Annotated in this window: 22 protein-coding genes; 4 read left to right on the top strand and 18 right to left on the bottom strand. The window is 63.9% G+C overall.

Annotated elements, in window-relative coordinates:
• Nucleotides 1-120: 120 nt before the first annotated feature.
• The 12 genes from Q4610_RS10825 to Q4610_RS10770 all read right to left on the bottom strand — a co-directional run bounded on the left by Q4610_RS10825 (nucleotide 121) and on the right by Q4610_RS10770 (nucleotide 12,242).
• Nucleotides 121-1,443: a hypothetical protein gene (locus Q4610_RS10825; protein WP_304535960.1), complete on the bottom strand. Its 1,323-nt coding sequence runs from the start codon at nucleotides 1,441-1,443 to the stop codon at nucleotides 121-123.
• A 97-nt stretch (nucleotides 1,444-1,540) separates the two neighbouring features.
• Nucleotides 1,541-2,374 carry a hypothetical protein gene (locus tag Q4610_RS10820; protein WP_304535959.1) on the bottom strand — a complete coding sequence of 278 codons (834 nt, stop codon included), beginning with the start codon at nucleotides 2,372-2,374 and terminating at the stop codon, nucleotides 1,541-1,543.
• Nucleotides 2,375-2,542: 168 nt separating this feature from the next.
• Entirely contained in the window at nucleotides 2,543-2,905 is a 363-nt protein-coding gene (locus Q4610_RS10815; protein WP_304535958.1) for a DUF6152 family protein, read from the bottom strand.
• Nucleotides 2,906-3,195: 290 nt separating this feature from the next.
• Entirely contained in the window at nucleotides 3,196-4,623 is a 1,428-nt protein-coding gene (locus tag Q4610_RS10810; protein WP_304535957.1) for an NAD-dependent succinate-semialdehyde dehydrogenase, read from the bottom strand.
• Nucleotides 4,624-4,643: 20 nt separating this feature from the next.
• Nucleotides 4,644-5,201, bottom strand: coding sequence for a cytochrome b (locus Q4610_RS10805; RefSeq protein ID WP_304535956.1), 558 nt, complete (start codon nucleotides 5,199-5,201; stop codon nucleotides 4,644-4,646).
• Between the two features lie 12 nt (nucleotides 5,202-5,213).
• Nucleotides 5,214-5,999 carry an SDR family NAD(P)-dependent oxidoreductase gene (locus Q4610_RS10800; protein WP_304535955.1) on the bottom strand — a complete coding sequence of 262 codons (786 nt, stop codon included), beginning with the start codon at nucleotides 5,997-5,999 and terminating at the stop codon, nucleotides 5,214-5,216.
• The gene (locus Q4610_RS10795; protein WP_304535954.1) at nucleotides 5,996-7,561 is read right to left on the bottom strand and encodes an acetolactate synthase large subunit; all 1,566 of its coding nucleotides are present in this window, start codon (nucleotides 7,559-7,561) and stop codon (nucleotides 5,996-5,998) included. The genes Q4610_RS10800 and Q4610_RS10795 overlap by 4 nt, the downstream gene beginning before the upstream one ends.
• 20 nt (nucleotides 7,562-7,581) lie before the next feature.
• On the bottom strand, nucleotides 7,582-8,493 hold the full coding sequence (locus Q4610_RS10790) for an alpha/beta fold hydrolase (RefSeq protein WP_304535953.1): 912 nt from the start codon (nucleotides 8,491-8,493) through the stop codon (nucleotides 7,582-7,584).
• Between the two features lie 19 nt (nucleotides 8,494-8,512).
• Nucleotides 8,513-9,118, bottom strand: a complete 606-nt coding sequence (locus Q4610_RS10785) for an amino acid synthesis family protein (protein WP_304535952.1) — start codon at nucleotides 9,116-9,118, stop codon at nucleotides 8,513-8,515.
• A gap of 71 nt (nucleotides 9,119-9,189) precedes the next feature.
• Nucleotides 9,190-9,684: a VOC family protein gene (locus Q4610_RS10780; RefSeq protein WP_304535951.1), complete on the bottom strand. Its 495-nt coding sequence runs from the start codon at nucleotides 9,682-9,684 to the stop codon at nucleotides 9,190-9,192.
• A complete protein-coding gene (locus tag Q4610_RS10775) occupies nucleotides 9,671-10,705 on the bottom strand; it encodes a WD40/YVTN/BNR-like repeat-containing protein (protein WP_304535950.1) in 1,035 nt (344 codons plus the stop codon). The genes Q4610_RS10780 and Q4610_RS10775 overlap by 14 nt, the downstream gene beginning before the upstream one ends.
• Nucleotides 10,706-10,739: 34 nt before the next feature.
• Nucleotides 10,740-12,242 carry an aldehyde dehydrogenase family protein gene (locus tag Q4610_RS10770; protein WP_304535949.1) on the bottom strand — a complete coding sequence of 501 codons (1,503 nt, stop codon included), beginning with the start codon at nucleotides 12,240-12,242 and terminating at the stop codon, nucleotides 10,740-10,742.
• Nucleotides 12,243-12,422: 180 nt separating this feature from the next.
• Between Q4610_RS10770 and Q4610_RS10765 the strand changes: the two genes are divergently transcribed.
• A complete protein-coding gene (locus Q4610_RS10765) occupies nucleotides 12,423-13,175 on the top strand; it encodes a 2-keto-4-pentenoate hydratase (RefSeq protein WP_304536071.1) in 753 nt (250 codons plus the stop codon).
• Between the two features lie 13 nt (nucleotides 13,176-13,188).
• The gene (locus Q4610_RS10760; protein WP_304535948.1) at nucleotides 13,189-13,992 is read left to right on the top strand and encodes an SDR family NAD(P)-dependent oxidoreductase; all 804 of its coding nucleotides are present in this window, start codon (nucleotides 13,189-13,191) and stop codon (nucleotides 13,990-13,992) included.
• A 104-nt stretch (nucleotides 13,993-14,096) separates the two neighbouring features.
• On the opposite strand, the gene Q4610_RS10755 is transcribed toward Q4610_RS10760, so the two are convergent.
• Entirely contained in the window at nucleotides 14,097-15,284 is a 1,188-nt protein-coding gene (locus Q4610_RS10755; protein ID WP_304535947.1) for an MFS transporter, read from the bottom strand.
• Nucleotides 15,285-15,341: 57 nt separating this feature from the next.
• Nucleotides 15,342-16,739, bottom strand: a complete 1,398-nt coding sequence (locus Q4610_RS10750) for an aminotransferase (protein ID WP_304535946.1) — start codon at nucleotides 16,737-16,739, stop codon at nucleotides 15,342-15,344.
• Between the two features lie 182 nt (nucleotides 16,740-16,921).
• Here Q4610_RS10750 and Q4610_RS10745 point away from each other — a divergent pair, with 182 nt between their 5' ends.
• Complete coding sequence (locus Q4610_RS10745) at nucleotides 16,922-17,863, top strand: LysR family transcriptional regulator (protein WP_304535945.1); 942 nt, start codon at nucleotides 16,922-16,924, stop codon at nucleotides 17,861-17,863.
• 39 nt (nucleotides 17,864-17,902) lie between these two features.
• Here the strand turns inward: Q4610_RS10745 and Q4610_RS10740 are convergent, their stop codons facing one another.
• Nucleotides 17,903-19,126 (bottom strand): acyl-CoA dehydrogenase family protein, encoded by a 1,224-nt coding sequence (locus Q4610_RS10740; RefSeq protein WP_304535944.1) that lies wholly within the window; start codon nucleotides 19,124-19,126, stop codon nucleotides 17,903-17,905.
• 361 nt (nucleotides 19,127-19,487) lie between these two features.
• On the opposite strand from Q4610_RS10740, the gene Q4610_RS10735 reads away from it, so the two are divergent.
• The gene (locus Q4610_RS10735) at nucleotides 19,488-21,917 is read left to right on the top strand and encodes a TonB-dependent receptor (protein WP_304535943.1); all 2,430 of its coding nucleotides are present in this window, start codon (nucleotides 19,488-19,490) and stop codon (nucleotides 21,915-21,917) included.
• A 125-nt stretch (nucleotides 21,918-22,042) separates the two neighbouring features.
• On the opposite strand, the gene Q4610_RS10730 is transcribed toward Q4610_RS10735, so the two are convergent.
• The 3 genes from Q4610_RS10730 to Q4610_RS10720 all read right to left on the bottom strand — a co-directional run bounded on the left by Q4610_RS10730 (nucleotide 22,043) and on the right by Q4610_RS10720 (nucleotide 25,838).
• Nucleotides 22,043-22,717 carry a Ros/MucR family transcriptional regulator gene (locus Q4610_RS10730; protein ID WP_304535942.1) on the bottom strand — a complete coding sequence of 225 codons (675 nt, stop codon included), beginning with the start codon at nucleotides 22,715-22,717 and terminating at the stop codon, nucleotides 22,043-22,045.
• 278 nt (nucleotides 22,718-22,995) lie between these two features.
• The gene (locus Q4610_RS10725) at nucleotides 22,996-23,889 is read right to left on the bottom strand and encodes a dienelactone hydrolase family protein (RefSeq protein WP_304535941.1); all 894 of its coding nucleotides are present in this window, start codon (nucleotides 23,887-23,889) and stop codon (nucleotides 22,996-22,998) included.
• Nucleotides 23,890-23,984: 95 nt separating this feature from the next.
• Nucleotides 23,985-25,838, bottom strand: a complete 1,854-nt coding sequence (locus tag Q4610_RS10720) for a bifunctional sugar phosphate isomerase/epimerase/4-hydroxyphenylpyruvate dioxygenase family protein (RefSeq protein ID WP_304535940.1) — start codon at nucleotides 25,836-25,838, stop codon at nucleotides 23,985-23,987.
• Between the last annotated feature and the right edge of the window lie 3 nt (nucleotides 25,839-25,841).

Below are 25,841 nucleotides of genomic sequence, written 5' to 3'. Positions count from 1 at the left end.
CTGAATGTCGATGCATCATCCTCATCCCCCTTTGGTCGCATCCGGGGTCGCATTTTTGATGCAGGCGGTGAAGCCAATTGCGGTAACTGCGACGTTACATCATCGTTACACCACTCGCCATCATGCCTGGGTGACGGTCAGGTCGATCCGCTGGGCGTTCATGGCGAAGCGCGGCATATAGCGTCGCAGGAATGCCGCTTCGATCGCGCTATGCGCTTCCGGCCCCGATGCCGATTCCAGCGCCTTGCCCAGCAATGCTTCATCCTGGCCAAAGGCACGTATCCCGTTCAGGTCCGCCCAGACGATCCAGACCGATCTGCCGTCCCTGCTGATCCAGCCCGGCGCGATCTGCGGCGCGTAGGCGCGCGCATCCATGTCGCCGCCCGGCGTCCATGCCTTGTCCTCATGCACCTGTCGCCATGGTCCCCAGGGCTGGTCCGATACCCAGACGCCCAGATAGCTGGGCTTGCCGAATTCCGTGCCGTCGGGCGCGCAGCCAATGCCTGCGCTCGCCATCATGTAGAGGCCGAGCGCGTCATTATAGACGATGCTGGGCAGCCAGGATTCGACCACCAGATCACCGGGAAACAGGTTGACGCCATTCACCCATCCGCGCGGAAATTCATGCACCACGGCGCGGGCCTCGATATCCCTGACCCAAAGCGCGCCGCCATGGCCCCGATGGCCACCGAAGAAGCGATAGGCGCTGCGGTCACGGATCTTTGCGATGGGCACGCGGAACATCACCAGTTGGTTCATCAGGCCATCGACATTGCCGTTGAGGCCATAGCCATAGATATAGCCGTCGCGATTGGCGCTGTAGTCGCGGCCCATCTGAAGCAGCGCCAGCAGTGAAAAGCAGCCGTCCGGCTCCTGGAAGAAGGTCAGGCTTTCGCGCGACTGCTCCGTCCAGTCCTCGAAGCGGACGGGGCTGCTGCCATCCTGATTGTGCCAGCTTTTGCCCTGATCGTCGGAATAGATGAGTTTTGCGCCGGTCCAGTGGCGCGGGCGATCCTCGGCCCGATCCAATGTGCTCAGAAACTGGACCAGCCGGCCGCGCACCGCGATCAGCCCATGGCCATGATAATGGGGCGCATCTTCCGGCCGGGTCGACATGTTGAGGTCGGGATAGCCCGGCACGTCCTGAAACAGGGGACGTTCGACCGGACCCGTGATGGACCATAAGCGGCTGTTGTAAAAAGCCTTGGGCGGATCGGCCCAGCCGATGCCGTCATTGACCGCCACCAACTGCCGCCCGTCGGCGGTCCATGTCATCTTGTACCCGTCGCCCAGCCCGCCCAGCCGCAGGATGGTGTCATCCTTGCGCTCCACGCCGATGACGGCGCTTGAGCGCGATCGCGCCGCCTGTGCCGCGAAGGGCGCGCAGGTGGCGGCCACGCCAAGCAACAGGCCCTGTTTCAACATGTCGCGTCGGCTGGTCATGGGTGCGGTCTTTTCCTGCTGGCCAAAAATGACAGGTGCGCGCCCGCCCGTGGCAGGCACGCACCCGGATCGACAGTCTGTGAAGGGACGCCGCGCCTTATTTCGGTTTCTTGTCTGTCGCCTTGTCGGAAGGTGCGGCGGCGTCCCCGGCGTCGGTTTTCATCGACACGGTGCCGTCGGCGCCGACCTTGAACAGCGGGTCTTCCCGATCGCAGAGATATTCCTTGATCTCGTATGCGTCGTTGCGCTTGTACCCATAGGTGACGCGATAGGGCTCGACCAGCGTGTCGGGATCTTCGATGACGATCTGGTTTTCGATCATGTCCGGCGCGGTGACGCGGATACGCTCGGTGATCTGCATCCTGGCGCTGTGCGGAATTTCGAAAAATTGCACGTCTTCCCGGACCCCCCGCGTGGTCACGACCAGCGTGTCGCCTTCCCAATGGCCCACCGAATAGCCATAATAATTGGGCGAAAGCTCATCATCGGGCGGCATCGTCTTGTTCAGCAGGATGCGGCGCGTCTGCGTCAGGAATTCGGCCAGGATCGTGACCTGTCCGGGCGTCTGGAGGATTTGCAGCGGGAAGATCGCGCCCATGATGGAAGGCATGCCTTCAGGCTGGCACAGCGTGCTGGGGTCGGCCAGCGGCGTGCCGGCCTTCAGCTTGGCATCGCGGTCGGCGCGCCGGGCTTTCCACTGGCTGGCATAGGGTTCCTTGAGCCTGGGACCGCCATTGGGCACCGGCAGTTCCAGGAAGGTGTTTTCATCGCCGGCGAACGGATCGGGATAGATTTCCCAGACGCCGGTGATGTCGGGTTCCGCGGTCCTGGCCGCGGGCGTCGCGGTCTTGGCGGCCTGCGCAAGGACAGGGGCCGCAGGCATCGCCACCAGCGCAGCGGCGGTCATCAGCGCCCATTTCATATATGTCATCTTGGATCCTCCACAGCCGCATGTCCGGGCCGCAAGGCGGGTAGCGACGCGGCTACCTGCCTTGCCAGGCTCAGGACATGTCGGTCATTCGCGCCAGCCGCATGAGCACGGCGGCCATTCATGCTATAATGGGCACAGCCTTGTCGCGCGGCCATCGGCCGCATCCGCTCACCACGCCTTGAGCGTCTGGCCGCTGGGCAGGGTGATCGTCTTGAGCATGCCGCCAGGCTGGCCGGTGCGCAGGGGATAGAAGGCGATATTCACCTTGTCCCCGGCCTTGAGCGTATTCACCTTCCACCCCGAACGGCTCATCATGTTGGTGCTGTTGCATTCCAGGACATATTTGGTGCCCTTGACCTCGACCACCACGAAACTGTGCGGATTGGTCCAGCGGAACATGCTGACCGAACCTGTCGCCTGCTGGATCTTGGTCTGGTCGAACATCGCAAAGCTATGATGCGCAACCGCCGGTGTCGCCAGCGCGATCATGCCCAGTGCCAGGGCCAGTAACGTCTTTCCACTCGTACGCATTATCCAACTCCATCCGGGGCCAATATAATGGCCTTGCATCCTGATTTTCCGCCGACCCCATGCCGGGGTGCCGGGAATATTGTGCCGCAGCCGGACTTTCTGAAAATCCGGCCTTGTCCGCCCTGGCCGGCTTCATGCGGTACAGGGACAAGCCTATCATCACGCCTGCGCCATCGAAGCCGATTACAGTTTTGAAACCGTTACAGCGTCCGCGTCGCGGTTGCTGCGGGGCGATGGCGCTGATTTGCGGTTATGCTTGGACCGTCGGCCGATCATCACGGCCGGGCATGTCAGCCGGCCATGCCGCCCATCAGCGCATATTTGATTTCCATATAATCCGCCAAACCGTGGCTGGAGCCTTCACGGCCCATGCCGGATTGCTTGACGCCGCCAAAGGGCGCGGTTTCGGTGGACAATATCCCCTCATTCACCGCGACCATGCCATATTCCAGGGCTTCCATCACGCGCCAGACGCGGCCGATGTCACGGCTGTAGAGATAGGCGGCCAGCCCGTAGATGGTGTCGTTGGCGATGCGGATCGCATCGGCTTCGTCGGTGAACCGGATGACCGGCGCGACCGGACCGAAAATCTCGTCCTGCGCGATCGGCATGTCCTGGGTCACGCCGGTCATGATGGTCGCGGGATGAAAGGCGCCGTCCGATCCGGTGCCGCCGATCTTGATCGCGCATCCGGCGGTCCGGGCGTCCTCCACCAGCGCGGCGACCCGCGCGGCTTCGCGCGCGTCGATCAGCGGACCCAGCGTTGTCCCGTCCGCCATCCCGTCGCCCATGCGCAATTGCCCGACCCGCGCAACCAGCCTGGCGACGAAGGCGTCATGCACGCCGTCCTGCACCAGCAGGCGATTGGCGCAGACGCAGGTTTGCCCGGCGTTGCGATATTTGGATGCCAGCACCCCTTCGACCGCCGCATCCAGATCGGCGTCGTCGAACACGATGAAGGGCGCATTGCCGCCCAGTTCCAGGCTGAGGCGCGTCACCTGCTGGGCGGCCTGCGCCATCAATATCTGGCCCACGCGGGTCGACCCGGTGAAGCTGAGCTTGCGCACCAGCGGATGGGTGCAGAACAGCGCGCCGATCGCGGAGGAGCTTTTGGTCGCGGTCACGCGGAACAGGTCTGCGGGAATGCCGGCTTCATGGGCGAGCTTTTCCAGCGCCAGCGCCGTCAGCGGCGTCGCTTCGGCCGGTTTCACCACGATCGAACAGCCAGCCGCCAGTGCCGGCGCGACCTTGCGCGTGATCATCGCCAGCGGGAAGTTCCATGGCGTGATCGCGGCGCAGGTGCCGATCGGCTGGCGGATTGTCAGGATGCGGCTGCGCGGCGAAAAGCCCGGTATCGTCTCGCCATAGGCGCGCTTGCCCTCTTCGGCGAACCATTCGACATAGGATGCGCCATAGGCGACCTCGCCTTTGGCTTCGGCCAGCGGCTTGCCGCTTTCCAGCGTGATGATCCGCGCCAGATCGTCGGCATGGGCCAGGATCAGCCCGTGCCACGCGCGCAGCAGGTTGGATCGCGCCTGCGCGCTGTGCTGCGCCCATGCGATCCGGGCGGCATCGGCCTTGTCGATGATCGCGGAAACGGCGTCTGCGTCATGACTGGCGATGCGCCCCAGGACAGCGCCGGTGGCGGGATTTTCCACCACGATCGCGCCATCGGCGCGCAGATAGTCGCTGACCAGCGCCAGTGTCTCAATCGTCATGATGCGTCTTTCGAAAAGGGTTAAAGCATGCGCGGCAGCACGTCGGTGTCGCCGCCCTTGTCGAGGAAACGGTGCTTCACCACGCCTGCCACATGCAGGACGATCAGCCCCAGCAAGGTATAGGCCAGATAGGTGTGCAGCGCGTCGAATATGGCGAAGGCCTTGTCATTCTTGGGCAGCAATTCGGGCATTTCCATGAAGAAGAAAGGCACGCCGTCGCTCTGCGTGAAGCTGCTCGACATGGAATAGCCCATCAGCGGCACGACCACGATCAGGACCAGCATCGCATGATGCACCGTCTTGGACAGGATGACTTCCCACCGGGCAAGGCCGGGCGGCAGCGCGGGCAGGGTCGATCGCGACCGGATCAGCAACTGCACCAGCGCGATGAAGAAAACCAGGACGCCAAATTCCTTGTGCACCGGATAGAACCATTCATAGGTGATGGTCGCGTCTTCGGGCATGGATGTCATGACAAAGCCCAGGGCGATCAGCCCCAGGATCAGGATCGCCCTGATCCAGTGCAGGATGCGCAGGGACAGCGGATAACGGTTGGCGCCAACGGGTGCATCGCTCATGGTCATTCCCTTTTACAGATAGACGCCGCGTGAATAGCCGCCATCGACGGTGATCGACTGGCCGTTGATGGACCCGCCCTGCGGCCCCGCCAGAAACGCGATGGCATGGCCGATCTCTTCGGGCAGGCACAGGCGCCGGGTCGGGATTTCGCTGATGAAATCATGTTCTATATCCGCGCTGGCGACGCCCTTTTCGGCTGCCATGTCCGCAAACAGCTCGTCCAGATGCGGCGTGCGCGTGATGCCGGGATGCACGGCGTTGACCGTGATGCCGAAGGGACCAAGCTGGTCGGACAGAACCTTGGTCAAATGCGTGACGGCGGCGTTGCGGAGGCCGCTCAGCGTGTCGCTGGACCGGCCGGTCAGGCCGCCGATATTGATGATCCGGCCAGCGCCCTGCCGCTTCATCACCGGCGCGACCGCCTGGATGCAGCGCAGATATCCGCCCACCTTGGTATCCAGATCGCCGATCACCAGGCCGACATCGACCGTTTCGATCGCGCCACCGATGGGGTTGCTGCTCGCGGCGGCATTGACCAGCAGGTCGATGCGGCCCAGCCGATCGAGCACCGCCAGCGTCATCGCCTTGACCGAACTGCTCTGGCGCACGTCGCAACCGATCCTGTCGACCATGGCGCTGCCCCGCATCAGGGCGTCGGCGGCGTGGCGCAGGCGGTCTGTGTCCCGCGCCACCAGCACGACATGATATCCCTGATCCAGCAGCGATTGCGCGATGCCGGGCGCCAGTCCGCCGCTGCCCCCTGTTATGACGGCGACAGGCTTTTGTCCCGCGCTCAAGGCAGTTCCGCCTGGATCAGCAGGGGCAGGTCGCTCGCCAGGCTGCGTTCCAGCGCCGCATTGAAATCGCCGACCGTGGTGACGCGCACGGCCTCCACGCCATAGCCCGCCGCCAGCGCCGTCCAGTCCGCACGCGGATTGTCGAGCCGGGTGAGCGATGCGATCACCGGATCCTCCAGCGGGGCATCGACGCGGTTGAGTTCGGTCTGCAAGATGCCATAGCGATGGTTGGCGGCGATCACGATCGTCACCGGCAACTTTTCGCGCGCCATGGTCCATAGCGCCTGGAGCGTATAATGGCCGCTGCCGTCCGACTGGAGCGCCACGACACGGGTGCCGGGCGCGGCCAGCGCGGCGCCGGTCGCGCAGGGCAGGCCCTGGCCGATCGCGCCGCCGGTATTGGTCATCACCCGGTGCCGACGCGCCCGATGCGCCTCCCGCAGCCACGGGCCGCCCAGTGTCGATCCTTCCATCGACACGATGGCGTTTTCGGGCAGCCGTTCGATCACCGATTCCACGATCAGCATCGGGGTCAGGGCGGTGTTCTCCGCAACCGGCGGCGTGACCGGCTTGACCGGCGGCGCGGCGATGCCGGGCGCGGCGTCCAGATGGGCGGCCAGCGCCTCCAGCGCGGCCACGCCATCCTCGTCCAGGTCGCTCAGCGTGAACAGCCGGTCGTCGGGCACCAACTGGCTGGGATAGCCTTCATAGCCGAAATAGCTGATCGGCACGCGCGCTCCGGCGGTGACGACCAGGGCGTCGCCCATCTGGCGCAGCACATCGTCGGGGAAATAGGCTTGCCGCTCGATCGGGGGCAGGTCGCCGCCCAGCGGCACGATGGCGGGATACGGTTCCATCAGCACCCGCCCGCCGACCTTGCCGACGATCGCGGCGGCCGCGCGCTGCCCCGCTTCGACCAGCGCATCACCGCCCAGCAGCAGGATGATGTCGGACGCATCGCGCAGCGCCTGCGCGCCATCTGCGATCCGGTCCGCTTCGACCGTCCGGCGCCGGGCCGGGGCGATCACCGGCACCGGCGGCGCATCGACCTTTGCGTCCATGATATCGGTCGGCACGATCAGCGTCGCGGGTCCACCCGGCGCGCCGGCGGCCGCTTCCAGCACGCTGGCCGCATCCGCGCCGATCCGCGCGACATCGTCCATATAGACGACTGCCCGAGATACAGGCGAAGCCAGCGAGCGAATGTCCGATGTCAGCGGCGCGTCATAGGCCAGATGCCATTGCGCATGATCGCCGATGATGTTGACGATGCCCGAATGGGCGCGCCGGGCATTGTGCAGATTGGCGATGCCGTTGGCAAAACCCGGTCCCAGATGCAGCAGCGTCAGCGGCACTTCGCCCGACACGCGGGCAAAGCCGTCCGCCGCGCCGGTGCACACGCCTTCGAACAGCGACAGGACCGACCGGATTTCCGGCACTTCGGCCAGTGCGTCCACCAGCGTCAGTTCGGTCGTGCCCGGATTGGCGAAGCAGATGCGCGCACCACCCGCGCGCAGCGCCTTCAAGAGAGCAACGGCTCCGTTTCCACGCTGGCTCTGCATCTGTCCCACCCCTTTATCGTTTATATGGACGCGCCGCCGGCCACGGCCGAACGGACACCCGCCAGCCAGCCTTCGACCAGCGCATTGAAAATATCCGGTGCATCATCATGCACATAGTGGCTCGCCGCCGCCACGGTCGCATGCGTGAAGCGCGGGTTGCGCCGCTCCATCTCCAGCACCGTGTCCAACCGGCAGAAATCCGACCTGCCACCACGGATGATGAAGGCGGGCGTGCGGATGGCGTCCACCACCGGCCACAAATCCACGACCCGCGCGGGATCGGGATCGAGCCGGGTGCGGCTGATCCCCGCCGCGTCGTAACGCCAGCCGATCCGCCCATCGGCGGTTTCGCGCAGGCTTTCGGCCAGCCGTTCTTCCCGTGCCGCCTCGCTGACGCTGGGCCGGGCGTTGCGCCAATAGGCGCGCCCTTCCGCCCAGTCGGCAAAGTCGGTCGGCAGGGCGGCCATTTCCGCCTTGATCCGCTCCGCCCCCGCGCCACTGGCCGAAGAACCCGGCGCGATATCCTCGATGATTACCGCGTCCAGCCGGTCGGGATTGTGCGCGGCATAGACATAGGCGGTGGTCCCGCCCATCGAATGGCCGATCAGCGTGAACCGATCCAGCCCAAGCTGCGCCACCACCGTTTCCAGATCGGCCAGATAGGCGTCGGTATAATAGTTGCAGGCCGGGTCCCAGCTACTTTCGCCCCGCCCCCGCTGGTCGATCGCGATCAGGCGGCGATCGGGCAGCGCGGCGGCCAGGCCGCGCCATGTGCCCGAATAGCCGCGCAGGCCGTGCAGCAGCACGATGGGGTCGCCGTCCTGCGGCCCCCATTCGCGCACCCGCAGCGACAGGCCATCATGGCTCTGGATGAAGCCTTCCCGCTCCCCCGGCGCCTTTTGCACTGGGGCAGGGGGGGATGCCTGGGTCACGACCGTCGCATCCATATTGTTAAACCAGCCCGTCCTGGCCTTGCACGTCGGCGGCCTTCAGCCCGCCAAGGCGCGCATTCAATCGGCCGCGCGTGGCAAAGGCCCAGCAGACGATCACTTCATCGCGATTGGGCGCATCATCGAACGACACGCTCATCGTGTCATAATGCGACCGCACATACAGCGCGTCCTTGTGCGCCAGCGGAATGTCCAGGATCGTGCCCGGCACGCCGCGCTTGCCGGTGGACGGCACCCAGGACTTGCCCCCGCCCACGGCGTCCCGCACCGGGTTGGCGGCCGGGTTGGTCAGCAACGCATTGCCATGTTCATATTCGCCGTCCAGCCCGACCAGGATCGCCTTGCCATAGCTTTCCACCGGGCGTCCGCCGGTCAGTGCGTTCAGGCGGCGGCCGATTTCCACGCCGATCGCGGGCGACGCATCGATCCAGGCGCTCAGATCCTCTTCATAGCGTCCCGCATAGGGGTTCTGGACGCAGGCGGCGACCAGATATTTGAACACAGGTTCGCCATCGGCGGCCGCGCCGGTTTCGCCGCTGCAAATTTCCTGAATCTGGCTGAACCAGCGCCGGATCTTGAATGCGCCCAGGCCTGTCTTGTCGCTCATAACATGTCCCCTTGAAGATATAGGGATCGCGCGGCCATGGGGCGGCCGGCGCGATCGGAAATGGATGCTGTTCAGCCGCGCAGCGGATCGAGCACGACCGGGTCGGCCTGCCCTTCATTGCTGCGCAGTTCGGCGATGGCCGCGCCCTTGTCGGGCGACACGCGCTGGTGAAACACCTCCAGCATATGGCCATCGGGATCGTGGAAATAGATGCCGGTGGACACGCCATGGTCCAGCACCTCGGCGATGTTCACGCCCTTGTCGAGGAAGAAGGCGTAGATGCGCCGCAGGTCATCGGCGCTGTCCGTCGCCAGCCGCAGCCCGACATGTTCGAACTCGCGGCCCTTGTCGTCCGCATTCTCGCTCTTGAACAGGGCGATGTCATGATCATGCACGCCAAAGCTCAAAAAGATGCCGCCCTTGTACGGCCCGTCGCCCGCGCGCGCGGTGATCGTCATGTTGAGGATGTCGCAATACCAGCGCGCGGACGCCTCAGGATCCTTCACGAACAGGACGATATGCGCGATCGCCGCGACACGGACGGGGGAGATGTCAGCCTGTGACATGGGGCAACTCCATATTGTTCGGCACGGCGTCGATCCATGTCAGATCGGTGATTTCATTGAATTCGCGCCATTCCTTTTCCCAGCGACGCCCGCCATCCTCGCTGCGATACAGATTGCCGAACTTGGTCGCGGTCAACAGGAATTCGGGATTGGCGGCATTGCTGCCAAATGCCCAGATGCAGCTATTGGCCGGCTGCGACAATGTGCTGGGCGTCCAGGTGGCGCCGGCATCGTGCGACAGCAACACCGCCGCCTTGGTGCCGGGCGTGCCATCGCCGATCCCCAGCGCCAGTTCGGTATTGCTGCCGGGCTTGCGTTGCAGCACGCGCGAATAGCGCAGGCCCCACGCTTCGCGGGCGCTCACATGGGTCCAGCTCTTGCCGTCGTCGGTCGAACGATAGAGCGACACCACCGTCAGCACCAGGATCACCTTGGGGTCGCCGCGCAGGATCACGATGTCATGAATGTCGGAATTGCCCGGATGATCCGCCCATTGCGTGTCGATCCGTTCCCAATTGTCCCCGCCATCGCGTGAACGGAAATAACCGCCTTCTTCCACGCCGACCATCACGTCATTCGCATCGTCCGGGTCGACCGCGATCGCCAGCATGCGCGGGCGGCTGACGCCGGCGCAGCGTTCGGGCATTTCCAGCGGCGTGCGCTGCCAGCTCTTGCCGCCATCGCGCGACCGGAACAGGATCGAACGGGTGGGCGATCCGGTGCCCGCATACAGGACCGAAGGGTCGCTTTCGCTCGCCGCCAGCTTCCACACGGCATAGTCGTTGAGTTCGCAATCGACCCGGTCCCAGCGCGATCCGCAATCGTCGCTGCGAAACAGGCCACGCTCGGCGCCCGCAAAAACCGCGCGCGGATTGGCCGGATCGATCAGCAGGCAACGCACCCGGTCATCGAACTCCAGATCCTGGCCGATGTTGATCCTGTACCAATTCTTGCCATCGTCATGGCTGCGGATGACGGCCTGGCCATCGGTCGCGACCAGAAGCGTCCGTTCGTTGCTCATGTCTGCTATCCTTCCCTTGCCCGTGGACCGTCATTCAGCTCAGGTTGATCCACACGCTCTTGATTTCGCTGTAGAGTTCCATGGCGTTGCGGCCATGTTCACGGCCCCAGCCCGATTGCTTGAACCCGCCGAACGGCGTCGCATTGTCGACCATGTTGAAACAATTGACCCACACCGTCCCGGCGCGCACCGCTCCGGCCAGCCGATGGGCCTGCTTGACATCATTGGTCCAGATGCCGGCCGACAGGCCGAAATCGCTGTCATTGGCCTGCCGCACCAGATCGTCCGGGTCGGTCCATGACAGCGCGCTCAGCACCGGGCCGAAAATCTCTTCGCGCACCACCCGCATCGATGCCGTCGCACCGGCCAGGATCGTCGGCTCGAAGAAGAAGCCCTTGTCCTGTCCTGACGGACGCTTGCCGCCGGCCACGACATCGGCGCCTTCCTTGCGGCCGATCTCGACATAGGAACTGACGCGATCCCATTGTTCTTCCGACACCAGCGGGCCGAAGGTGGTCTGCGGGTCAAGTCCGTTGCCGATCTTGAGCGCGGCCGCCTGCGCCGCGATCTTTTCGAGCAGGCTGTCATGGATCGAGGCATGGGCATAAAGCCGCGATCCCGCCGTGCAGGTCTGCCCCTGGTTGAAGAAGATGCCGCTGGCGATGGAGGCTGCCGCCGCGTCCAGATCGGCGTCGGGCAGCACGATCTGCGGCGACTTGCCGCCCAGTTCCAGGCTGACCTTCTTGAGGTTGACGGTCGACCCGCGCACGATCAGCTTGCCCACTTCGGTCGATCCGGTGAAGGCCACCTTGTCGACATCGGGATGATCGACCAGCGCCGCGCCCGCATCGCCGAAACCGGGGACAACGTTCAGCACGCCGGCGGGGAAGCCCGCTTCCAGCGCCAGTTCGCCCAGGCGCAGCGCGGTCAGCGGCGTCTGTTCGGCGGGCTTGAGGATGACGGCGCAGCCCGCGGCCAAGGCGGGTGCGACCTTCCAGGCCGCCATCGACATCGGATAGTTCCATGGCACGATCAGGCCGGCGACGCCCACCGGCTCGCGCGTCGTGTAATTCAGGATATGGGCGCCGCTGCGCGGCGACACCGGCAGGGTTTCGCCACCGAACTTGGTGGGCCAGCCCGCGAAATAGCGGAAGGTGCGGATCGATCCCTCGATTTCCACCCAGCGCGTCATGCTGGCGGGCTTGCCATTGTCCATGCATTCCAGGACGGCCAGTTCCTCGGCATCGCGTTCGATCAGGTCCGCCAGCCTGAGCAGCAGGTTGGAGCGGTCGACCGCGCTCATCCGCCGCCAGGCCGGATTTTCGAACGCACGCCGCGCGGCGGCGACCGCCAGGGCGATATCGTCCGCGCCACCCTGCGCGACCTGTGCGATTTCCTCGCCCGTCGCGGGGTTGATCGTCGCGAAGGTCTTGCCGGACAGGGCCGGCACCGCCTTGCCATCGATGATCAGCTTGCGCGGAGCGGACGCCAGTTCGGACGAAAGCCTGTCGGCTACGGCATAGGCATCTTGCGACATAATCTTGGGTCTCCTCCACGCCGCGGCGATCGCCTGCGGCATCTGTCTTGAACGAGTCGTAGCGCATCTTCATATTTCGAACAATAGAAACTTTAAACGATTATCTGTTGCGTTAAATAGACAATAGCGGCATGGGGAATGGGAAGAATGGCGACAGGAGTTAGGAACCCCGTGACGGCAATGATCGCAGCGGCACTCGACATGGCGCGCAGGACCGGCAATCCTGTGCCACTCACGCCCGACATGGCGCTCGACAGGGCCTATCGCGTGCAGGCGAACGCTTTTGCCGATCGCCGCCAGCCGATCGCCGGATGGAAGATCGGCCTGACGGGCGAAGGCATCCGCATCGCCCTGGGCGCCGACGCGCCGGCCGCCGGCCGCCTGGCCCAGGCCGACATCCTGCGCAGTCCGGCCGTCGCGCTCATCGGACCGGGCGACTATTATGTCGAAGCCGAACTGCTGTTTTCCATGTCGCGCGCGCTGCCACCCCAGGATGCGCCCTTCACCCCGGATCAGGTGGCCGCCGCTGTCGGCGCGCTGCATGCCGGCATCGAACTGGTCACGTCCCGTTTCGAATCCGACGATCTGCCGCTGGGCCTTCTGGTGGCCGACAATTGCATGGCCGACCGGCTGCTGGTGGGGGACAAGGTTGCCGACGGCTGGGACGATCGCTTCGCGAACATGGCGGTGACGCTGGACGGACCGGGCAACCAGTCGGCCAGGGGATCGACCGCCGCCGTCATGGGCAGCCCGCTGCTCGCCGTCACCTGGCTTGCCAACTGGCTGGCCGGGCAGGGGCTGTTGCTCGACGCGGGGCAGATCGTCAGCAGCGGCACATGCACCGGCGTCACCCTGGTCATGCCCGGCGATCGCGTCGTGGTCGACATGGGCGGCCTGGGTGGCGCCGCCATGGAATTTACCGCAGGATCATGAAATGGAGGATGGGATGAGCATCGAATTGGGTTTGAAGGACAGGGTCGCCATCGTGACCGGCGGCGGCGTCGGCATCGGCAAGGAAACCGCGCGCAAGCTGGCGCTGGAGGGGGCGAAGGTGGTCATCGCCGCGCGCACCATGTCCAAGCTGGAATCCGCCGCGGCCGAACTGGTCGCCGCGACCGGCGGCACTGTCGTGCCCATCGCGGTCGACACGACCAGCATGGCGTCGGTGCAGGCGCTGGTGGATCGCACGGTCGCACTGTTCGGCGGCGTCCACATCCTCGTCAACTGCGCCGCCGCGCCGGGTGGCCTGGTGCGCAACGCGATCGAGGAAGCGGATGAGGACATGCTGATGCTGGACCTCAACACCAAATTGTTCGGCTATTTCCGCACCAGCAAGGCATGCGTGCCGCACATGCGCAAGGCGGGCTGGGGCCGCATCGTCAATGTCGGCGGCCTGACCGCGCGCTGCACCGAAGCCCTGAGCGGGATGCGCAACACCGCGCTGGTGCATTTCACCAAGACGCTGTCGGATGAAGTCGGTCGCGACGGCATCACCGTCAACATCATCCATCCGGGCGTGACCCGCACCGAACATATCGAGGAATGGTTCGCGGAAATGGCGGCGGAAGAAGGCACCACCTTCGACGCGATCGTCGAACGCGAAGCCGGCGCCCCCGCCGCGCTCAAGCGTATGCTGGAAGTGGGCGAGGTGGCCGACCCCATCGTCATGCTCGCATCGAATATGGGCAGCGGCATCACCGGCGAATCCATCGCCGTCGATGGCGGCCTGTCCCGCGCCATATTCCTCTGATCCTTGAAAAAGGGGCCGATGGCATCATGCCATCGGCCCCTTTTTATTGCCTGGACTATCTGCCTGGAATCCGGTGACGAGACAGGTCAAGAGTCTATAGCGCATCAGCCCGGCAAAGCGTGTCTGCCCGCCCCGCGAATGGCGAATACCACGATCCCAAGGCTCACGACCAGTATCGCACAGCTCGCCCAGATGGCGACGCTGAAATCGCCGCCGCGCAATGTCGCGCCCGCCGCCGCCGGGCCCAGCCCGGTGCCGAAGGTCTGGATCGATCCCATCGCGCACACGACCCGGCCGCATCGGTCCGCTTCGGCGCAGATGCCCGACAGCAGGGGCTGCGCGAAATTCCATCCGAACAGCAGCAGCACCGCCGCGATCACGAAGCTGGCCGCCGGAACATGGCCCAGCAGCATCTGGAAACTCGCGACCGAAATCACGCCGCTGGCGATCAGCGGCAGGGCGCGGCCCCAGCGTTGCGGCACCAGCCCGGCAAGGCCCGCGCCCGCCACCCCCGCGAGTGTCCCCAGCGACAATCCGTTGGCGATGACAGAGGGGCTGAGGCCACTGGCCATGCCGATCCGCTCGACATAGCTCCACATCGCGCCGGTCGCGAAAAAATAGAGGAATACGGTGGCCAGCGCCAGGAAAGCCAGCCGCCGATCGATCCTGCCCCCGGCCGCGAACATATCATCCTCGCAACTGCCATCGGGGAAGTGAAACAGGCTCAACCCCGCCCCGACGGCGAGCAGGCCGTTGCCGATGAAGATGCCGCTGGGCGTCATATGCACCAGCAGATAGGGGATGGTGTAGAGAATGAGCGAACTGAAAAGCGCGCCCGACACCAGATAGATGGCAAAGGCCCGGTCAGGATTTTTCGCGCGTCCCAGTGCGGCAAAGGCAAAGCCGACCGCGATGCCTTCGCCTGCACCCGCAACGACGCGCGACAATGCGATGCCGGTAAAGCCGGAAGCCATCGCCGTCCCGAAATTCCCCACCGTCACCAGCGCCAGCGCGACACCCACGGCCACGCGCCAGTCGCAACGGGTCAGCATGAAGGCGCTGATGGCGATGGTCACGGCCATGGCGTTGATGTCGCAGGCAGCGATATAGCCCAGATGGGCGTCGTCCAGTCCCGCCTGCGCCGCCACGACGGCCAGGAAGCCGGGCGTGACGAAGATGATCATCGCGCCGATGATGCCGATGATGATGGCGCTGACAAGGCCCCCCGTCCGCAGGCGGGGGGCATGGGTGGCAAAATGCGACAGCGCATCAACCGGCGATGACGTTTCCATGCGGATCCTCTACTTTATATGTACGCGCCGGTTATGCTTGTATCTGCCGGACGTTGTTCAGCCCAGCACGTCGCCCACCGCCAGTGCGAATTTGTCGACCAGTTCGTCGACTTCCGCGCGGTTGATGACCAGCGGCGGCGCGAACACCAGCGTGTCGCCCAGCGCGCGGGTGATCAGGCCGCGCTTCGCCGCCGCCTTCAACACTTCGCGGCCGGTGCGGTTGGCGGGCGGGAAGCCCTCCTTGGTCGCGCGGTCCTTGGCCAGTTCGATGCCAACCATCAGGCCCTGGCCGCGAATGTCGCCGACATGGGGATGCTGGCCCAGGCGGTCGCGCAGCCCGTTCATCAGATGCGGGCCGACATCGGCCACATTCTTGACCACCTCCAGCTCGTCGATCAGCTTGAGCGCGGCCAGCGCCGCCGCTGCGCCGACCGGATGGGCGGAATAGGTGTAGCCATGGCCGAAAATGCCGGTCTGTGCCGCCGCGCCTTCGATCACGTCCCACACTTTGGGGGAAATGAAGCAGACCGACATGGGGAAATAACCGCTGGTCACGCCCTTGGCCGAAGTGATGAGATCCGGCTCATAGCCATAAGTCTGCGAACCCCAATAGGTGCCCAGACGGCCAAAGCCCGACACCACTTCATCCGCGACCAGCAGGATGTCATGCTTTTTCAGGATCGCCGAAATCTCGTCGAAATAGCCTTCGGGCGGCGGGATCAGGCCGCCTGCGCCCATCACCGCTTCGGCGAAGAAGGCCGCGATCGTGTCCGCGCCCTCGCGTTCGATCACCTCTTCCAGTTCCCTGGCCAGCTTGCGCGAAAAATCGCGCTCGCTCATGCCTTCGGGCGCGTCGCGATAATAATAGGGGGCGCTGACATGCAGGATCGGCCCCTTGGGCAGATCGAAATAATTGTGCATCCCCGGCAGGCCGGTCAGGCTGGCGGTCGCCACGCCCGATCCATGATAGCTGTTCCAGCGGGCGATGATCTTCTTCTTTTCCGGCTTGCCGCGCAGGTTGTTGTAATACCAGATCAGCTTGAGCTGGGTTTCATTGGCGTCGCTGCCCGACGCGCCGAAGAACACGCGCGACATGGGCACCGGCGCGCGCTTGAGCAGCGCGTCGGCGCATTCGGCCACCACGTCGGAAGTCATGCCGTTGAACGTGTGGAAGAAGGACAGCCGCTCGCTCTGGCGCGTGATGGCTTCGGTGATTTCCGTCCGGCCATAGCCCAGGTTGACGCACCACAGGCCGGCCATGCCGTCCAGATAGTCGCGGCCATGGGCGTCGCGCACGCGCACGCCCTGGCCGGATGTCATGACCGTCGGGCCTTCCTTGGCCAGGTCGGCGATGCTGGTGAAGGGGTGGAATTGGGACTTCTGGTCCAGCCGTTCAAGCTCGGCGGCGTCGGTGATCATCGGGCTCTCCTGTTCGATCGCGAAAAAATCGGCCACCACCCGTCGCCGCCATCGGGAGACGTTGCATGGCAAAATGCTACATTTGGTAACAGTACCCTTATTTATCGTGATATGGTTGTCAATAGTAAACAATTTGCAGCGACGTTTTCACCCCGTCCGGGCCATGCCCACGCAATCCCCCTTATTGACAGAAGGCGCAACAAACGGGATGGAACCGCATGGATGAAAAACCGGAAATCAACAATGTCATCGCGATGATGTCGTTCGCGGCCGTGGTCAGCACTGGCGGATTTTCGTCCGCCGCGACCGCGCTGGGCTATTCCAAGGCGGCGGTGAGCCGCCAGATCGCGCGTCTTGAGGCCAGCCTGGGTGTCAAGCTGCTCGACCGGACGACCCGTACCGTGTCCCTGACCTCGGCGGGTCGGGAAATGTATGTGCGCTGCTCGCGCATCGTGGATGAGGTGAACGAGGCCAACACCATCGTCACCGGCATGACATCGCGCCCGCGCGGCGAGTTGAAGGTCAATGCGCCGGTCGTGTCGTCGCTGTTTGACCTGACGAAGATCATTCCGCGCTTCCTTCAGACCTATCCCGATGTGCGCCTGTTCGTGAACCTGTCGGACAGCAGGGCCGATCTGCTCAAGGGCCGGTTCGATGTCGCCTTCTGGATGGGCGAACCCTATGACAGCAGCCTGGATGCGGTGCGGCTGCGCAACTATCCGATGGTGCTGGTGGGGGCCAGTTCCTATCTCGCGGAAAAGGGGCACCCGACCGTCGCGAGCGAGCTGAAGGATCATACCTGCATCCTCGAAACCCATTTGTCGCGGGTGGGCGAATGGAAACTGTCGGGGGATGTCACCGTGGCGGTCAATCGCGGTCCGTTGACATCCAACTCGGTACGCATCGCGCGGGAAGCCACGCTGGCGGGGCTGGGGATCAGCTATCTGCCGCTGTTCCTGGTGGAGGAAGATATTGCCGCCAACCGCTTGCAGGTCGTGCTGCCCGATCTTGTGACCGAACAGATCCCGCTCTACCTGATGTTTCCCAAGGGAAATTATGCACTCGCCAAGGTTCGTGCCTTCGTGGATTTCCTGACGAAGGAAATCCATGATGAAAAGGAGCCTTCGGCGCAGAAGCGGATTGGCCTGGCCGCCGTATGAAGCAGGGCGGATGACCCGCCCTGCTCCCGGTCCCGCCGCTTATATGTCGTAGCAGTCGTTCGCCGCGCCGAACGCCATCGCGCCGAAATTGCGTGCATAAGGATAGGGATTGTTCGCGACATGCGCGCGCGCGCAATGAATGTCGAGAAACGCGCGCTGCACGACATTGCCGCGATAGATCGCCTTGCCGCCGCTGAACAGCATGATCTGGTCGATCGCGGTCACGCAGCGGCTGACCATCGATGTGGTGGACAGGCCCAGCGCCGCGCGCCGCTCATCGCTCCAGTCGCGCCGTTGCGCCCGGTCGGACAATTCGGCCAGGTCGCGCGCCAGTCGCATGTCCAGGTCGTCCAGCGTCATCACCACATCGGCCACCGCTTCCTGTATGGCGCTGTCGTTGGCCAGCTTCACCCCGGTATAGGTCGCGCGCTTGGTGCGCATCCCTTCGACAAACACGTCCAGCGCGCGCTTGAGGCTGCCGAGCGAGGTGGTCGACACGGTGCGGTTGAACAGTTGCGCGAACGGAATCTGGTACAGGCTTGACTGATGGACGGCATGGCCGGGGCAATTGATGGCGAACATGTCCATTTCCCGGATGATCCGGTGATCGGGGACGAATGCGTCCTCGACCATTATGTCGTTGCTGCCGGTCGCGCACAGGCCCATCACGTCCCAGGTATCGATGATCGTGTAATCGCTGCGCGGCACCAGGAAATTGCACGGGTCGGGCGCGCCGCCATCGGCCGCGGGAATGTGCACGCCCAGGATCGCCCAGTCGCAATGGGCCGATCCGCTGGAAAAGGCCCAGCGGCCGCTCAGGCGATATCCGCCTTCCACGCGGGTGACTTTGCCGCACGGCATGTAGGATGAACTGATGCGCACATCGCTGTCCGTCCCCCATACATCCTCGGCGGCCTGGGGGGGGAAGAGCGCGAGTTGCCAGTTATGGACGGCGACCACGCCATAGACCCAGGCGCTGCTCATGCAGCCTTCGGCCAGGATGCGCGCGATGCCGCAATATACGGCCGGGTCCATCTCATAACCGCCAAAGCGGGCGGGTTGCAGGACGCGGAAAAATCCGGCGTCGGTGAAGTCCCGGATCGTTTCCGCCGACACCTGCCGCGCAAGCCCTGCCGCTGCTTCCCGCTCGCGCAATATGGGGACGAGTGACCGCGCGCGGTCGAGCAGCATGGCGGGTGTCGGGATGTCCGGTGTCGGGACGGGGGCGACCGGCGCTGCGGCGTGCATGACATTCTCCAGCATGAAATCTCCATCGGTCTGCCATCTTATGATTCGTCTATACACATGTTACAGTCGCGGCACAATATGACCATTGAGGCAGTATTGTTTCCTGAAAGGAACAGTAGGTTTGCAGCTCTCATTCTCGGAAAATAGCATATAAACAATATGTTGATCGGAAAAATCCGCAACCGGAAACAAGTTTAGGCTTAAACTATATCGAAAATCCGGCGGCCGATTTTTTAGTTGATCAAATGCAACAATAAGCCTAAATAACTAATTATCGTTTGCATAAATAGACCTCATCGAGGCGGGCGAACGGGGCAGGCAGGAACGAAGCACAGCGCATCCTTGGCTATCGTTCAGTTCTTGGGGAGAGACAAAAGTGACGGGGTTTCAAAAATCTAGGGTCAGTTTGCTGACTTTGGCGCTGGTCGGCGTCGCCTCATCGGCGGGATCGCAGGCCTGGGCGCAATCCGCGACCGATCCGGCCGCAACCGACGCCGCTGCCCGCGCGCAACCCGCGCAGGACGGCAATGTCATGGGCGAAATCGTCGTCACCGCGAACAAGCGTGGCGAAAGCCTGCAAAAAGTGCCGATTTCGGTCAGTGCCTTTTCCGGCGAGCAGATCGCGCATCTGGGCATTCGCGACACCACGCAGATCACGCAGCAGATTCCGGCGCTGCACTTCAATGCCTGGTCGCCCAACCTCACCATCTTCAGCCTGCGTGGCATTTCGCAGAATAATTTCACCGACAATCTGGAAGCGCCGGTCGCCGTCTATCAGGACAATGCCTATGTCGCGTCGATGAACGCGCTGTCGGGCCAGTTGTTCGATATCAAGCGTGTCGAGGTGCTGCGCGGCCCGCAAGGCACGCTGTTCGGGCGCAACGCCACCGGCGGCCTCATCCACTATCTCAGCAACGACGCCAGCGACGATGATCTGAACGGTTATGTCCAGGGCGACTATGGACGCTTCAACGCCTGGTCGATCGAAGGCGCCATGGGCGGCGCGATCGCGCCGGGCCTGCGGGTGCGCGCGGCCGCGCGCATCGAAAAGGCCGACGGCTATATCAAGTCGCGCGACACGGTGCTTCCCGACGGCTCGGTCCTGCCGGGCAGCGGTCAGGATCTGGGTGGCCGCAACGGATGGTCGGGCCGCATCAACCTGCAATATGACGTGTCACCCGATGCGACCATCAGCCTGTGGTACAAGCATGCCGAGGATAATCATGTCGCGACCGGCGGCTATGTATTCGAAAATTGCGAATTCGAAGCCAACGGCTATTGCCATACCAATGCTGCGGGGCTGAGCGACGGGACCGGTGGCGTCGTCAATGGCATCACCGGCGAACGCGCGTCGCCCTGGGAACATTTCGGCGAGCGCAAGGGTAATCTTGACCGAGTCGTCAACAGTTATCAGGGCGAACTGAACTGGAAACTGTCGGATAAGCTCGCGCTGACATCGATCACCAATTATCTGACGCTCAAGAAGGATTATGACGAGGATGGCGACGCCACCCCCTTCCTGACCGCCAATGTCGATACCGGCATGGACTTCCACCAATTCTCCCAGGAACTGCGCCTGTCGGGGGAAATGCCTGGCCTCAAATGGCAGGTCGGCGGCTATTATCTCAACATGCTGTATGACGGCAATCATCAGGTCACGGGCGCGCCGGTCATCGATCTGGCGATCGCCACCAACGGCGCATTCGATTCGCCCGCGGTCGATCAGCCCTATCGCATCCGGTCGCGCAACTGGTCCGTATTCGCCCAGGGCGATATCACGCTGACCGATCAACTCAGCCTGACGCTGGGCGGGCGTTACTCGGTGGATCACAAGTCGATCGACTATGCCGCGATCCTGACCGATCCGACGATCAATCCCAACGCCGTGACATTGTTCACCGACGATGCGCTGGCGCAGGCGCTGCCCGGCGTCAATCGCGACGTGTACAAGGACTGGGCGGCGCGGGTATCGCTCAATTATCAGGCGACGGCCGACACATTGCTGTTCGGGTCGTGGAACCGGGGTATAAAGGGCGGCAACTGGTCGCTGTCCTCGAACATCAATCCGGCCGACTTCAAACATCGGCCCGAAACGCTCAACAGCTTCGAAGCGGGTTTCAAAACTTCGCTGCTTGGCCGGACATTGCGGCTCAACGGCACGCTGTTCCATTATCTGTATGATGACTATCAGGCATTCTCGCTCGCGGGCGGCGTGCCGCACATCTATAACAGCGATGCGACATCGACGGGTGCGGAACTGGAAACCTTCTGGTCCCCTTCACCGCGCTTCGATGCCGTTCTGGGCGCGACGTGGCAGGTATCGAAGGTCAAGAGCGTGCCCGCCACCGGCACGCAATTGGGACCGGAATTCTTCCCCGGCGCACCCAATTCGCAATATTGCACCAACCAGGGCGGCTTCTTCCTTTGCGATTTCCCGCAAAAGTCGATCGACAACGCCAAATTGCCCAATGCGCCGCGTTTCAGCCTGAACTATCTGCTGCGCTATAATGTCGACATCGGCGGGGGCAATCTCGCCGCGCAGGTCGATGGCGTATGGTATGACGACCAGTATCTGGAAGTGACCAACGGGCCGTCCTCGCTGCAAAAGGCGTATAATGTCACGAACGCCTCGCTCAGCTATACGGACAATGCCACCGGCATTGCGGTCACGGCCTGGGCGAAGAATGTGTTCAACAAGGCGTTCCGTGCCTATGTCCTCAATCTGGGCATCCTGGGCACGACCTCCATCTATGCGCCGCCCGCAACCTATGGCGCGACCGTGCGCATCCCGTTCGGGCGTCGCTGATGCACATACCGCATGCAGCAGCGAACGCCATCCGGCGGAACGCTGCTGCATGCGGCCATGGTGGGGGGCGGAACCGGGTCAGATCGGTCGCCGCTTCCCGTCATCGAAACAGCGCAGAGGGGCGATCAGATCGTCTTGATGCCCAGCTTCCTGCGTCCCCTTTTGGGGGCAGCCCCTTTCGGGGCATCGGCCGATGCCGATGGCGCATCCGCTTGTTTCCGGGCGGCGCGGGGCGCGGCTTTCGCTTTTTTCGTGACTGCGGCGGCGACGGTTTCTGCCACTGCGCTCTCCTTGGCGGGTGCTGATGCCTTGTCCGGCGCAGGCGTCGCCCGCGGCTTGCGACCCGGCCTGGCCTTGGCCGCCGGCGGCGGTGCCTCGGCTCCGGCAGCGGGCGCAGGCGTTACGGGCCGCTGGCCCAGCCCCGTGCGCTGCGCCACCGCGCGCCGCATGTCGGCATAAGCGGGGGCAACCATCGGATAGCTTTTGGGCAGGGCGTATCGGGCGCGATATTCATCGGGTGTCAGGCCATTTGCCGCCAGATGCCGCTTCAGCGTCTTGTAGGGGCGGCCATCGATCAGGCTGAGAATATGGTCGCTGGATGCCAGGCTCTTGCGAATGCTGACCGCGGGGGCATATTGCGGGGTTTCCGGCTCGACTGTCGCTGTTTCACCGATCAGGGCTGCCCGCGTCGACTGGATCAACCCGGCCAGATCGCCACTGTCCACGCTATTATTGGCGACATAGGCGCTCAGCAACTGGACGGTCAAAGTCGTATAATCGGGCTGATCAGTGTCGGCCATGGGGCGTTCCTTCAAAATCGGGATGGAAATGGGGCCTTAGTCGCGCTTTTTTGCATTATGCAAAGCGATTATCTGCATCCACCTGTACATAATGTCAAAGCGGAACTGTGCACCCGCCGGCCGGCCTTCCGGCGGGTGCACAGCATCGGTTCCATGCATGATAACAATATTCGGTCCCTGTCGGCCCCGCCGATATGTCCGGCACCAGTCATCGGCATCCAACCGGCAGTCTCTGCACCGGCATGATGCAATTGCCGCACCGGCCATGCCCTGCGCAATCAGCCCAGCGTCCGCCGGAACAGCGCCAGGCTGCGTCCCCAGGCCAGTTCGGCCGCGGCCTTGTTGAAACGCGGCGTCGTGTCGTTGTTGAATCCATGCTCCGCGCCGTCATAGATACAGGCATGGTAACGGATGCCCGCCTGTTTCAGCGCCGCTTCATAATCCGGCCAGGCGGCGTTTGTGCGGGCGTCGTTGCCGCCATAATGGATCAGCAGCTCCGCCTTGATCCTGGGCACGTCCGCCAGCACGGGCGGGCTGCCATAAAAGGGGATGGCGGCGCGCAGGTCGGGCAGGCGCGTCGCCAGCATATTGGCGATGCCGCCACCAAAGCAGAATCCGATTGCGCCGATCTTGCCATTGCTCCCCGCCATCGTGCGCGCATATGTGGCGGCGGCCACGAAATCCTCGCCGATCTTGGCCCGGTCCAATGTGGCGAAGGCGGCGCGGGCCTTATCCTCGTCACCGGGATAGCCGCCCAGCGTCGTCAGCGCATCGGGCGCCACCGCCAGAAAGCCTTCCAGCGCCAGCCGTCGTGCAATATCCTCGATATGCGGGTTCAATCCGCGATTTTCATGAGCGACGATGATGACCGGCAGCGCCTGGCCCGCCCTGGCTGCGGCGCGCGCGACATAGGCACGGATCGTGCCGTGGCCGTGCGGCGAAGCGATATCGACAGGATGGGTCGTCAGCCGGCTGTCGTCGGGGGCGATCACCTGCCCGCGCGCGAAATCCGGGCTGAGCGCGGTCAGGGTCGCGGTCGCGGCCGTCGCGCCACCGACATGCAGCGCGCATTGCTGGATGAAACCGCGCCGGTCGATCGCGCCATGCACATAGGCGTCGAACAGGTCCAGCACCGCACGGGGATAGCTGGTCGTGCTTGCATCCTTGGCCACATCGCACTCCTTGCTGCCATGGTCGATGCCAGCTTATCGAATGAACGCAAGGATATGCCAACCCCAGTATGCCGGTGACACCCCATATCGCGCGACTATTGCGCTGTCCTGAACCGTTCCTGCGATGCCAGCCGCACCCCGGCATTGGCCGCGCCATAGCCTTCATAGGCACAGCGCTCGACAAATTCGAAAAAGAAACGCTTGTGGAAGGCGCGGCTGTAAAGCTGGCGATATTCGCCCTGCGCGTCGGCGTCGTACAGGATATGCGCGGCGCGCAACTGGTCGCGCGTCGCCGGGTCCAGGCCGAAGCGGGCGGCCAGATCGTCATAATAATTGTCGCCGATCGGCAGCATGTCCGCGCCGGTCGCAGCCAGGCGGGCGGCCTTGTCGACCAGATTGCCGGTCGCCAGCGCGATATGCTGATACCCGCCGCCGACATTATGGTCGACAAAGCGCGCCGACAGCGTGCCCGCCGCATCCGATGCGTTGAGCGTCACCCGCAATGCGCCATCGGCGGATTTCAGCGGCTGGCTCAGCACCAGTCCCGACGGGTCGATCACGTCCGATTGCAGGCTTTGTTCCAGCCCGAACAGCGACCGCCAATAAAGCTGCCAGGACAGATATTCGTCGGTCCGTACCACGGCGGCCAGATGGTCGATACAGAGCGGTTCGGCATCGACCGCCGCGTCGCCGGGCACAAATTCCATGTCCCAGACGGCGGATATTTCCGCTTCGTTCATCAGATAGATCAGGCTGCCGCCGATACCGCGCAACGTGGGCAGGGCAAGATTGCCAGGCGCTTCGTCCGCATCCACGCTGTCGATGCCCAGATAGGTCGCGCGTGCCGCAACGGCATCGCGATCCGGCACGGCCAGTCCGACGGCACAAATCGACGCGCCATGTTTCTGCGCGAAATCATGGCCAAAACCGGCCGGTTCGGCGTTGATGACCAGATTGACCGACCCCGCCTGCCAGCGCGTCACCGCCTTGGCGCGATGCACGCCGGTCCGGGCGAAGCCGATCGACCGGAACATCTGCTCCAGCGCGGGCACGTCCGCCGCACCGACCGCGAATTCCACGAATTCCGGCCGCACCGTGGCGGGCGGCGCCGGCACGGCGGGGGTGCGGCCCAGCAGCCGTTCGGCCGCATCCTCGACATGGCGCAGCGACCGCAGGCCATCGGCGGCGATCAGGTCGGGCGACCAGCCACGAAAACGGTCGTTGAAAATTTCCAGCGACAGCGGCCCGTTATAGCCGGTCCGCGCTATTTCCGCCACATAGTCGCTGACCGGCAGGCCGCCCTGCCCCGGAAAGTTGCGGAAATGGCGACTCCAATAAAGCAGGTCCATGTCCAGCCGGGGTGCGTCGGCCAATTGGACGAAGGCGATCTTGTCGCCCGGTATCGCGCGGATGCTGTCACTGGCTATGCCGCGTGACAAGGAATGAAAACTGTCGAGGATGATCCCGATATTGGGGTGATCGACCGCTTCCACGATTGCCCATGCATCGCGATGGTCGAATATATGCCGGCCCCAGGCCAGCGCCTCATAGCCCACGATGATGCCGTGCGCCGCCGCCCGCTCGCCCAGTTCATGCAGGTCTGCGACGATCCGGTTGCGCTCGCCCAGTGCGGCCGGCGAACAGTTGGAGCAGACGAGGATGCGGTCCGCGCCCAGTTCGCCCATCAGGTCGAACTTCGCCTCCGCCCGGTCCATCGCCCTTTGCCGCAGCGCGCCCGGCATCCCTTCGAAATCGCGAAACGGCTGGTAGAGCATGCAGGCCAGGCCCAGATCGTCCAGCATCGCCCGCACCGCGCGCGGGCGCAGCGGCGACGCGATCAGGTCATTCTCGAAAATCTCCACTCCGTCATAGCCGGCGGCGGCCGCAGCGCGCAGCTTTTCCTCCAGCGTGCCGCTCAGCGACACGGTCGCGATGCCAAAGGCCGTCACCGC

The sequence above is a fragment of the Sphingobium cyanobacteriorum genome, assembly GCF_030580935.1.
In the GTDB taxonomy this organism is placed as follows: domain Bacteria; phylum Pseudomonadota; class Alphaproteobacteria; order Sphingomonadales; family Sphingomonadaceae; genus Sphingobium; species Sphingobium cyanobacteriorum.
The sequence above is the reverse complement of the archived record's forward strand: the minus strand, read 5'-3'. Positions and strand labels throughout refer to the sequence as shown.

Excerpts from the sequence above, each read along its gene's own strand:
- Q4610_RS10825 (WP_304535960.1), bottom strand. The coding sequence starts at position 1,443 with ATGACCAGCCGACGCGACATGTTGAAACAGGGCCTGTTGCTTGGCGTG.
- Q4610_RS10820 (WP_304535959.1), bottom strand. The coding sequence starts at position 2,374 with ATGACATATATGAAATGGGCGCTGATGACCGCCGCTGCGCTGGTGGCG.
- Q4610_RS10815 (WP_304535958.1), bottom strand. The coding sequence starts at position 2,905 with ATGCGTACGAGTGGAAAGACGTTACTGGCCCTGGCACTGGGCATGATC.
- Q4610_RS10810 (WP_304535957.1), bottom strand. The coding sequence starts at position 4,623 with ATGACGATTGAGACACTGGCGCTGGTCAGCGACTATCTGCGCGCCGAT.
- Q4610_RS10805 (WP_304535956.1), bottom strand. The coding sequence starts at position 5,201 with ATGAGCGATGCACCCGTTGGCGCCAACCGTTATCCGCTGTCCCTGCGC.
- Q4610_RS10795 (WP_304535954.1), bottom strand. The coding sequence starts at position 7,561 with ATGCAGAGCCAGCGTGGAAACGGAGCCGTTGCTCTCTTGAAGGCGCTG.
- Q4610_RS10785 (WP_304535952.1), bottom strand. The coding sequence starts at position 9,118 with ATGAGCGACAAGACAGGCCTGGGCGCATTCAAGATCCGGCGCTGGTTC.
- Q4610_RS10780 (WP_304535951.1), bottom strand. The coding sequence starts at position 9,684 with ATGTCACAGGCTGACATCTCCCCCGTCCGTGTCGCGGCGATCGCGCAT.
- Q4610_RS10775 (WP_304535950.1), bottom strand. The coding sequence starts at position 10,705 with ATGAGCAACGAACGGACGCTTCTGGTCGCGACCGATGGCCAGGCCGTC.
- Q4610_RS10770 (WP_304535949.1), bottom strand. The coding sequence starts at position 12,242 with ATGTCGCAAGATGCCTATGCCGTAGCCGACAGGCTTTCGTCCGAACTG.
- Q4610_RS10765 (WP_304536071.1), top strand. The coding sequence starts at position 12,423 with ATGATCGCAGCGGCACTCGACATGGCGCGCAGGACCGGCAATCCTGTG.
- Q4610_RS10760 (WP_304535948.1), top strand. The coding sequence starts at position 13,189 with ATGAGCATCGAATTGGGTTTGAAGGACAGGGTCGCCATCGTGACCGGC.
- Q4610_RS10755 (WP_304535947.1), bottom strand. The coding sequence starts at position 15,284 with ATGGAAACGTCATCGCCGGTTGATGCGCTGTCGCATTTTGCCACCCAT.
- Q4610_RS10745 (WP_304535945.1), top strand. The coding sequence starts at position 16,922 with ATGGATGAAAAACCGGAAATCAACAATGTCATCGCGATGATGTCGTTC.
- Q4610_RS10740 (WP_304535944.1), bottom strand. The coding sequence starts at position 19,126 with ATGCTGGAGAATGTCATGCACGCCGCAGCGCCGGTCGCCCCCGTCCCG.
- Q4610_RS10730 (WP_304535942.1), bottom strand. The coding sequence starts at position 22,717 with ATGGCCGACACTGATCAGCCCGATTATACGACTTTGACCGTCCAGTTG.